The organism is Lactobacillus sp. N54.MGS-719, from assembly GCF_000980505.1.
GTDB lineage: Bacteria > Bacillota > Bacilli > Lactobacillales > Lactobacillaceae > Lactobacillus > Lactobacillus amylovorus.
The window spans coordinates 1-9,256 of record NZ_LARO01000057.1; the positions used below are offsets into that span (position 1 = coordinate 1).

General features: G+C 38.8%; 11 protein-coding genes. 9 read left to right on the top strand and 2 right to left on the bottom strand.

From position 1 onward, the window contains the following. Positions 1 to 1,044: LPXTG cell wall anchor domain-containing protein (locus WS44_RS08215; RefSeq protein ID WP_046433991.1), on the top strand; the 1,044-nt coding region annotated here is incomplete at its 5' end. A gap of 48 nt (positions 1,045 to 1,092) precedes the next feature. Here the strand turns inward: WS44_RS08215 and WS44_RS08220 are convergent. Beyond that, positions 1,093 to 2,097 carry a CAP domain-containing protein gene (locus WS44_RS08220; protein WP_046433992.1) on the bottom strand — a complete coding sequence of 335 codons (1,005 nt, stop codon included), beginning with the start codon at positions 2,095 to 2,097 and terminating at the stop codon, positions 1,093 to 1,095. Positions 2,098 to 2,103: 6 nt separating this feature from the next. After that, complete coding sequence (gene hflX, locus WS44_RS08225) at positions 2,104 to 3,378, bottom strand: GTPase HflX (RefSeq protein ID WP_046433993.1); 1,275 nt, start codon at positions 3,376 to 3,378, stop codon at positions 2,104 to 2,106. A gap of 182 nt (positions 3,379 to 3,560) precedes the next feature. On the opposite strand from hflX, the gene WS44_RS10115 reads away from it, so the two are divergent. The 8 genes from WS44_RS10115 to WS44_RS08260 all read left to right on the top strand — a co-directional run. Further along, entirely contained in the window at positions 3,561 to 3,701 is a 141-nt protein-coding gene (locus WS44_RS10115; RefSeq protein WP_288145722.1) for a hypothetical protein, read from the top strand. 209 nt (positions 3,702 to 3,910) lie between these two features. Continuing rightward, positions 3,911 to 4,966, top strand: a complete 1,056-nt coding sequence (locus WS44_RS08230; RefSeq protein ID WP_046433994.1) for an LCP family protein — start codon at positions 3,911 to 3,913, stop codon at positions 4,964 to 4,966. Between the two features lie 15 nt (positions 4,967 to 4,981). Beyond that, the gene (locus WS44_RS08235; RefSeq protein ID WP_046433995.1) at positions 4,982 to 5,857 is read left to right on the top strand and encodes a Wzz/FepE/Etk N-terminal domain-containing protein; all 876 of its coding nucleotides are present in this window, start codon (positions 4,982 to 4,984) and stop codon (positions 5,855 to 5,857) included. A 15-nt stretch (positions 5,858 to 5,872) separates the two neighbouring features. Then, on the top strand, positions 5,873 to 6,655 hold the full coding sequence (locus WS44_RS08240; RefSeq protein ID WP_013438614.1) for a CpsD/CapB family tyrosine-protein kinase: 783 nt from the start codon (positions 5,873 to 5,875) through the stop codon (positions 6,653 to 6,655). 2 nt (positions 6,656 to 6,657) lie between these two features. Beyond that, the gene (locus WS44_RS08245; RefSeq protein ID WP_046433996.1) at positions 6,658 to 7,437 is read left to right on the top strand and encodes a CpsB/CapC family capsule biosynthesis tyrosine phosphatase; all 780 of its coding nucleotides are present in this window, start codon (positions 6,658 to 6,660) and stop codon (positions 7,435 to 7,437) included. Between the two features lie 116 nt (positions 7,438 to 7,553). After that, complete coding sequence (locus WS44_RS08250) at positions 7,554 to 8,204, top strand: sugar transferase (protein ID WP_046433999.1); 651 nt, start codon at positions 7,554 to 7,556, stop codon at positions 8,202 to 8,204. 8 nt (positions 8,205 to 8,212) lie between these two features. Further along, positions 8,213 to 8,986, top strand: a complete 774-nt coding sequence (locus WS44_RS08255) for a DUF4422 domain-containing protein (RefSeq protein WP_046433997.1) — start codon at positions 8,213 to 8,215, stop codon at positions 8,984 to 8,986. Positions 8,987 to 9,004: 18 nt separating this feature from the next. Next, positions 9,005 to 9,256, top strand: a 252-nt coding sequence (locus WS44_RS08260) for a glycosyltransferase (RefSeq protein WP_046433998.1), incomplete at its 3' end; no start/stop codon positions are given.

Here is a 9,256-nt window from a genome sequence, read left to right on the forward strand (position 1 = left end):
GACTTTAGTAATATCAAGCGCTTGGACGACTATGGCTTTGTTAAAGCTCAAGGTGAATTAAGCGGTGTTGAAAACATGTTCGCCGACTTAACCAATAACGCGGTAATTAAGATGGATGGCATTGTTTTGCCAGATGCTAATACTGTCTTCGTGGTAACCGACTTCAGAGGCTATCACCCAATTGCTGTAATTGCAAATGGCAAAAATGGTGAGTCTCTTGCCGACCTTGTAAAATTGAACAAACAAACTTGGACTGACAAGAATAATCAAACTGTTTTAGGCCGTCAAAATACTAATAAGCTGGTCTTCTTTGACGCTGATGATTTGACTAAGAAAGTTGGTATTGAAGGCTTAAACTTCATCTTTGACAGTGAAAAGGACTTGGCAGATCAGTTCAATACTGCAATCGGTGAAGATGCCGTTAAGAAGGCCATTGGCAGCTTGGCATCTAAGTGGGATGTTCAAAGAGATACTGAAAATGGCAAATTAAAGCCAGCTCTTCGTCTAAATAATATTACGCCAGCTGCTTTTGTGGCTTTACTTGCCGTAAACGGTGATCCTACTGAGAAAGTTCCAGAAGAAGTTCCACGTGATATCGCTATGGTTTACGCTCAATACAAGCTGCACTTCATTAAAGATAGCAACCCAGGCTCTGGTACAACTTCAGATGAGAAACCAAATCCAGATAATCATCCAACTGACAATAATGGTAAAAACGATGATCATCATGGTGATAATGTAGCTCCTCATGGTGAAAATAAACCTCAAGCTAACCACAAGAAGAATGATAAAAAGGAAAGTAAAACTATTTCTCCAAAGGCTATGGAGAAAGCTAAGAATAACCGCGGCAGTGTTAAGAAGTTAGGCGCAGTTAAGACCGCAACTAAGAATAATGTAGTTAAAGCTGCAACTAAGACCGCTCCAAAGGTAGAAAAAACTTTGCCACAAACTGGTGAAAAGCAAAACAACTTAGCCTTGTTCGGTTTAGGCTTGTTATCATTGTTTGGCTTAGGTTCACTTGTTGACCGTAAGCGTCGCAACTAAAAAATAAACATAAATAAAAACGGTCGACATTCGTCGGCTGTTTTTTGGTTACTTTAATTTACTATTTTGTCTGAAAAATCTAAATGTATAATTATAATACTTGCCAATCTTCACCTTGTACTTGTGCGTATTAATCAGCTTCGTTTTACCAGGTTGATAAGTGATAGTTGTCGCATAACCATCGCCATAAAAGGCTTTGCCAAAGTTGCGCACCTGTGTGGCACGATGGCGTCTTTTAGCCGTTATATCGGTGATATAAATCTTCGGCGTGTCCATGATTCTCTTAGTAGTTGAGAAAGACCATGGTGTTTTTTTGCCAACTAATTCATATGGAAAGACGCGGCGAGCAGGGTAGACCATCGTGTTAACAACCGGCTGGCGCAGAATATCATCAGCAAACCACCCGTTTTGAACTGAATAAAGCACGTTGCTATTACGTCCATAAGCTGCGCCAACTCCCATGCGAGTGGCACGTGCTGATAAAATCAGAGCCCGGTGACCAATATTGCCTTTGCCCGCGATATTGTTGTCTTCACGCATCAAGTCCGTTACGATCTCGCCTGCTGAGGCGCTATGCGCATCGTCCAAGAAGTTGATGTTGCCTAGCGTAGCGTTCTCGGCGATGCCCCAATCGTTTTCGCTGATGTAGTCGGGACGCAGGTAGTTAATTAAACCGTGCGCTTGTAGGCTGGCACTTGCGTTGACTGCGGCGAGGGATGCAGCACCGATCTGGGCGCTACGGTTAGCGTCATCAGGATTAGCTTCGCTAGGCAGTCCCACCAAATCACGGTAGTAATTAACGTAATCCATCGTGGTTGAAATGTATGCCGGATTCAAGACCCCTGGTGAAAAAGGATTGGCAAAATTTGGTGCTTGCTGGTAAATGCTGTTGCGGTTGTATTGCGCTTTATCCAAATTCTTGTATTTACGTTGGAAATACTTAACCTGCTTAGCCTCAGACTTCGAATACTTCGCTGCTTGAACGGGCTGAGCAGTGAACGCAATGCATTCAACCACTGCAACGATGGCCACCAGCAAATTGTGTTTCTTCATTATATATTACCTATTATTAACCAAATATTTTTCAAAGCGGCTCTGATCATCAGGCGCAATGTTGGCTTCAATGTGGACGCCGTCTTCTTCGTAATTTTCACTCAAAACTTGAGCATTCTCATGCAAATAAGCCAGTTCCTTGCCTGCACTTAATGGGAGGTTCAGGTTGAGCTTCTCGTAGTTAGAGAAGACGCGCTTTGTAATCAAATCGGCCAGCAATTTGATCGACTTAGGATCGATTGCGGAATAAAGAATGTCGCTGCCTTCAATCTGGGGGTAATTTCGATCAGTCTTATCGGCTTTGTTGTAGGCGGTGATCATTGGGATACCCTTTACGCCAATTTCATCCAAAACGTTCTGCGTAGTGCGGATCATCTGCACCATGTTAGGGTCAGAAGCATCGACCACGTTGATTAAGAGATCGGCATCCTTAGTTTCTTGCAAAGTTGCCTTGAAGGATTCAACTAAGTTGTGTGGCAACTTAGAGATAAAACCAACGGTGTCAGAAAGAATAAAGCTGAAGTTGTCTTTGAGATCAATGCGCCGCACGCTAGTGTCAAGCGTTGCAAACAGCATGTTTTTGACGAAGACTTCCTTGTCGCTGCCTTCTTTTGAAAATTCCTTGAGCAAACCGTTCATTGTAGTGGACTTACCGGCGTTGGTGTAGCCAACAAGGGCGACTTTAGGGATGCGGCTTTGGTTACGGCGAGCCGACTTGATCTCTTCTTGACTGGCAACGGCCTTAAGTTCCTTCTTAATAGCGGAAATTTGCTTGCCGATTGTCCGGCGGTTCATTTCCAGCTTACTTTCACCGGCACCACGGTTGGCGAAACCACCACCACGCTGCTGGTCCAAGTTGTTCTCGGAAGGGTGAAGACGTGGCAACTCATATTGCAATCTGGCGAGTTGCACCTGCAGTTTGGCCTGCTTAGTGCGAGCACGACTGGCAAAAATTTCCAAAATTAATTCAGTTCTGTCGATGACCCGCATCTTGGTTAATTTCTCAAGGTTACGGATTTGCACTGGGGTTAATTCATCGTTTAAAACTAAGACCTTGGCCTTCAAGCCTTGGGCCATTGTTCTGATTTCGTTAATCTTGCCGACACCGAAGTAAGTCCCGGCAACGATTGATTCTGCGTTTTGGTAACTTTGTCCCACGACCTCCATGTTGTCAGCTTCAGTTAAGTTGGCCAGTTCAGTCATGTAGTAGTCAAAGTTAGGATCGTTTAAGTTCACACCTGCAATGTAGGCTTTAGTTTTTTTAGGTTGATTATCAATCATGTAAACACCTCTTTTTAAATGTGTAGATAAGTTAATTGTATTACAATAGGCAACTAATTGAAAAAATGTGAATTATTAAGTACATATTATTGCTAATATAATTTGATATCTTTTTTGTAGATATTAATCATTTTGCTGAAGCAAAGAATCGTCTATTGCAGGCAATATTATTTACAAATGATATGTTTATGCTGGCTCGTAATAATACTGGTTCTATCTTCGTTGAAGATGTAGGTGAATTCCTTACTGTTAATAATATAAGAGCTACCGCTAATGTTGCTTTTTATGGTAATAGTGGGATTACCTTGAACGTAATAGTATAATTAAAGAACTACAGAGATAATATTTATATTAGTGTACTAACCTAAAAGGCTAGTGCACTTTTTTATTTGCATGTAAGAAGTTAGTATTACATGTTCAACATATTTGAAAAAAACACGATTATTTAACGTGGAAAGCCGTTACAAGCCTGTAAAAAAGCTAGTATCAATTATATAATAAGGAAGTTGTATAAATAAATAAGGGGATCAAAATGGCAGAAAATAATCAACCAAATAATGATGTACGTCGCCATCACCACCATAGACATCACCGTCATCACCATCGTAAGTTTTGGCGTTGGTTCTGGATTGTGATCGGCGTTATTGTAGTCATTGCACTTTTTGTTTGTGGTATGGTTTATAAGAACTTACGCGATACCACGCAAAATATGTATACTCCCGTTGCTAAGACAACTAAGAGCAACAAGGGACGTAATCTTGATAATTTGCTAGCGCAGAAGAAACCAATTAATATTCTTTTGCTCGGTACTGATACTGGAGCAATGGGACGTAGCTGGAAAGGACGTACTGATACCATCATGATGATGGCAATTAATCCTAAGACTAATAGTACGTCAATTGTATCTATTCCACGTGATTCAAATGCAATCTTCCCAGATTTCCCGCAATATGGTGTAACTAAGATTAACTCAGCTTACACACTAGGCGGAGTTGGTGAAACAGTTAAGACACTGGATAAATACTATAGTGTGCCAATTGACGGTTACATTATGATCAACATGGGTGGTCTTAAGAAGGCTATTGATCAAGTTGGTGGTATTGATGTAACCTCACCATTGACTTTCGACAATATGGGATACCACTTCCAAGAAGGTAAGACCTACCATATGGATGGTAAGAAGGCATTAGCTTTTGCTCAACTTAGACATGGGGATCCACGTCAAGATTATGGTCGTCAAGACCGTGATCGCCGTGTTGTCATGGCACTTCTTAAGAAGTCTATCTCACCTACTACACTACTTAATACTAAATTCTTGAATTCAATCTCAAGTGAAATGCAAACTGACTTGACTATGAATCAAATGTACAAGATTGGGATGGATTATAGAAATGCAACAGATAACTTGTCACAAGATCATGCTCAAGGTGTAAGTAAGCAAACTCAGAATCCTAAGTTTGGTACTATGGAAATCGAAGTAGTAAGTAGACAAGAAAGACAAAGAGTGTCTGATAAATTAAGAGCAGCATTAGGTCTTCCTAAGGTAAAGGTTGCTGCTAATAGTGCCAGCTATGTCATGAATCGCTAGTATAAGGAAAGAGATATGGAACAAAAACAAGAACAAGAAAATACAATCGATCTTACCCAATTATTACGCATTTGCCGTAAGCATATCTGGGCATTGATTCTTTGGAGTGTAGGTCTTGCCTTAGTCGGCTGGGGAGTTTCAGAATTTGTAATTTCTCCTAAATATACTTCAACTGCTCAATTGTTAGTTAACCAAAAGAGTCGCAACAATGATCCAAACGCAGCTTATGCGACTCAACAAGCTAACATGCAGATGGTTACTACTTATAAAGACATCGTAACAAGTAACAAGATCTTGACAGAAGCCTCTAATCGTTTAGCTAATCCAACTGTTGTTGTGAAAAAAGCACAAAAAGCAGTGTACAGAACTGATGAAAACGGCAGAAGAAGATTAGTGAGAAAAGCTCGCCCAGCTGTAATTGAACGAAGCGGTAAGAGTTATTCAGTTTCTGCAAAAGAACTTGCTAAGAGTATCTCAGTAGGCACCCAACAACAATCACAAGTCTTCTCAATTTCAGCGGAAGCCGATACACCAGCTAAGGCGAAGGCAGAAGTAAATGCAGTAGCTGAAACTTTCCGTAAGGAAATTCCTAATATTATGAGTGTCAATAATGTAACAATTGTGGCAAATGGTACTAATGGTGTTCAATCATCACCTAACGTTAAGCTATTTACCCTAGCCGGCTTCGTAGTTGGTTTAGTATTGAGCTTAGCTGTAGTTATTATTCGTGAAATGAGTAATACTACTGTCCGTGACGATGAATTCTTAACTCGTGAATTAGGCTTAACTAACTTAGGTCAAATTGCTCACTTCCACTTGTCATCTTCATTTACTATTAAAAAGAGCGCAAGTATGACTAATCGTGGACAAACTAAGAGACGTAGAGTATAAGAGTAGGAGGACAAAATGCCATTATTTAAGAAAAAGCGCGGTACAGATGATACCATTAAGAATGGTGCTAAATTAATCACTGTAGCTAAGCCAAAGAGTCCAATAGCTGAACAATTCCGTACTGTTCGTACTAATATTAACTTTATGGCAGTGGATCATGACATTAAGTCTTTAGCATTTACTTCTGCTAATATTAGTGAAGGTAAGTCTACTGTAGCTGCTAACGTTGCTGTTACTTATGCTCAAGCTGGACGTAAAGTTTTGTTAGTCGATGCTGACTTACGTAGACCCACAGTACATTCAACATTTAACTTAAGTAATCATGTTGGTCTTAGTACAGTTATCTCTTCAACTGCTAAGGAAGTTGATCTTGATAGTGTAGTACAAGAGAGTGGCGTAGATAATCTTTACGTGTTAACGGCGGGTCCGATGCCACCTAACCCAGCAGAACTGATTGGTTCTAAGCGTATGCGTGACTTTGTTAAACTTACCGAAGAACGCTACGATTTGGTTATTATCGACTTGGCTCCTGTTCTTGAAGTATCTGATACACAAGAACTTGCTAGTCACTTAGATGGGGTTGTCTTAGTAGTTCGCCAAGGTAAGACGCAAAAGATGGCCATTAAGCGTGCTGTTGAAATGCTTGAATTTGCAAAGGCACGTATCTTGGGTTACATCATGAATGATGTAAGTTCTGATAATGCGGGTTATGGCTATGGTTACGGATACGGCTATGGTTATGGCTACGGAGAAGAAGATACAAAGAAAAAAGGATTGTTCTCTAAGTTTAGGAAGTAATTATGACTTTAGTTGATATTCACTGTCACATTTTGCCGGGGATTGATGATGGATCAAAAGATTGGGAAACATCAATTAAGTTGGCAAGGGATGCTGTAAAAGATGGCATTACACATGCAGTCTGTACACCACATACGTTAAATGGAAAATATCTTAATCACAAAGATGATGTGATTCGGTTAACTGAGAACTTTCAAGATATGCTTGATGAGGCAAAGATTCCATTAACAGTATTTCCTGGGCAAGAGGTGCGCATCTCAGGAGATTTACCTGAAACACTCGATAATGATGACATTCTCTTCTTAGATGAAGAGGGACAATACATGTTATTGGAGTTTCCAAGTGATGATGTACCGACTTATGCTAAAGATATGATCTTTAGCATTCAACAACGTGGTATTACACCAATTGTTGTGCATCCGGAACGTAACAGTAGGATTTTGAAGGAGCCGCACATCTTGCAAGAATTGATTGAGCAGGGATGCTTGGTTCAGATAACGGCTAGTTCATATGTTGGTACGTTCGGTAAAGAAATTGAAAAAATGAGCAAACAATTCATCGAAGTAGGTCAATGTGCTTGCTTTGCTTCAGATGCTCATGATCTGCCTAAAAGACAATATGAATATAGTGCAGCATTAAAAAAGCTAGGTGAAGAGTTTGGCGAAGAACGCGTAAATGAGTTCAAAAATAACGCCCGGGCAATTGTCAATGGTGATAATGTTCAATTAAATTGGCGCCCACTTAAGAAAAGAAGAAATATCTTCCGCTTTTTTAAGATGTAAGCTTTTGCAAACGAGACAAGATAAGAATTAGGTATTATAATACTTAACCGAGAGTAAACCCAAAATTTAAATTTATGTTAATAAAGTATGGATATAGAAGGTAAGAATAGGCAATGATGGCTATGGAAAGACTAAAAGTTAATCCTGCAAAGGTCAATGATCGACCTTTTTATCATGTAGTGAAGCGATTATTTGACATCGTTGCTAGTGCATGTGGGTTAATTCTTCTGTCTCCATTGTTTTTGTTTTTGGTTATCAAGATCAGAAGTGAAGATGGAGGACCAGCTTTTTATTCGCAAGAGCGAATTGGTAAGAACGAAAAGCCATTCAAAATGTGGAAATTCCGATCGATGGTCGTTGATGCGGATAAGATGCTGGATAAGTTAGAAGATCAGAATGAAATTGATGGCGCTATGTTTAAGATCAAGGATGACCCAAGAATTACCAAGATTGGACATGTGATTCGTAAATATAGCTTAGATGAATTACCACAATTGTGGAATGTGTTGATTGGTGACATGTCATTAGTTGGTCCACGTCCGCCTCTGCCTTCAGAAGTAGAAGAATACACTAACTACGACAAGCAACGTTTAACCGTAATGCCAGGTTGTACTGGCTTATGGCAAGTAACTCGTAGAAGCGAAGCTGATTTCGACGAAATGGTTTGGCTTGATATTGTGTATATTAACCATTCTGGGTTGTTTGAGGACTTTAAGTTAATCGTTAAAACCGTGTTGGTTATGATTCATCCGAATGGAGCTTATTAAAGAGTTTTATGAAGATTAAGATCTTAGTTGCTGCACATAAAAAATTCCCTATGCCAAATGCAGAAGGATATATGCCAATTCTAGTTGGTGCAGCTAAAAATTATAAACCAGGAATTGAATATCAAAGAGACGACGAAGGAGAAAATATATCTTCTAAGAATCCCAACTATAATGAGTTAACCGCCGTTTATTGGGCTTGGAAGAATTTAAAAGATGTAGATGCAATAGGTCTTGTTCACTATCGGCGTCTCTTTTTTGATGCTAAGCCATACTCATTAGATAATGTTCTTAGCGTTGAAAAAGTAGAAAAATTATTAAATAAGTATGATGTGATTCTCCCTAAGAAGAGAAATTATTATATCGAGACCAATTATTCTCATTATATTCATGCTCATCATAAAGAACCATTAGATAAAACAAGAGATATAATTGCTCAATATTATCCTGATTATCTACCCAAATATGATCAGATAATGCATAGAACAAAGGCACATATGTTCAATATGTTTATTATGAAAAAAGAATCATTTGATTCATATTGCCAATTTATTTTTGGAGTATTAGAAAAGTTAGAGAAGGAAATAGATATTTCTGATTATTCGGTTCAAGAAGCAAGAGTTTATGGCTATATTTCTGAATTGTTGATGGATGTATGGCTTGAAACAAATAATTTTAAAGACACTGAAGTTAGATGGGAACAGCTTGGTGGAAAGAAGAATTTTCAAAAAGCAGTCTCGCTTGTTGAAAGAAAAATAGGGATAAAGACAAAAACACATTTTTGATTGAAAAGAGAATTTTGAATGAATAATAAAGTAGTAGCTGTTGTTGTAACTTATAATAGAAAAAAATTATTGCAAAAAAATATAAAGGCTTTACTTGCACAAACTTATAAAAAATCTTTAGATATTTTAGTTATTGATAATGCAAGTACGGATCATACTAAAGAATCAATACAACAATATATAGATAACGGAGATATTATATATATAAATACAGGTAAAAATTTAGGTGGTGCCGGTGGTTTTAATTTTGGAATGCGCAGAGCAGCAGAA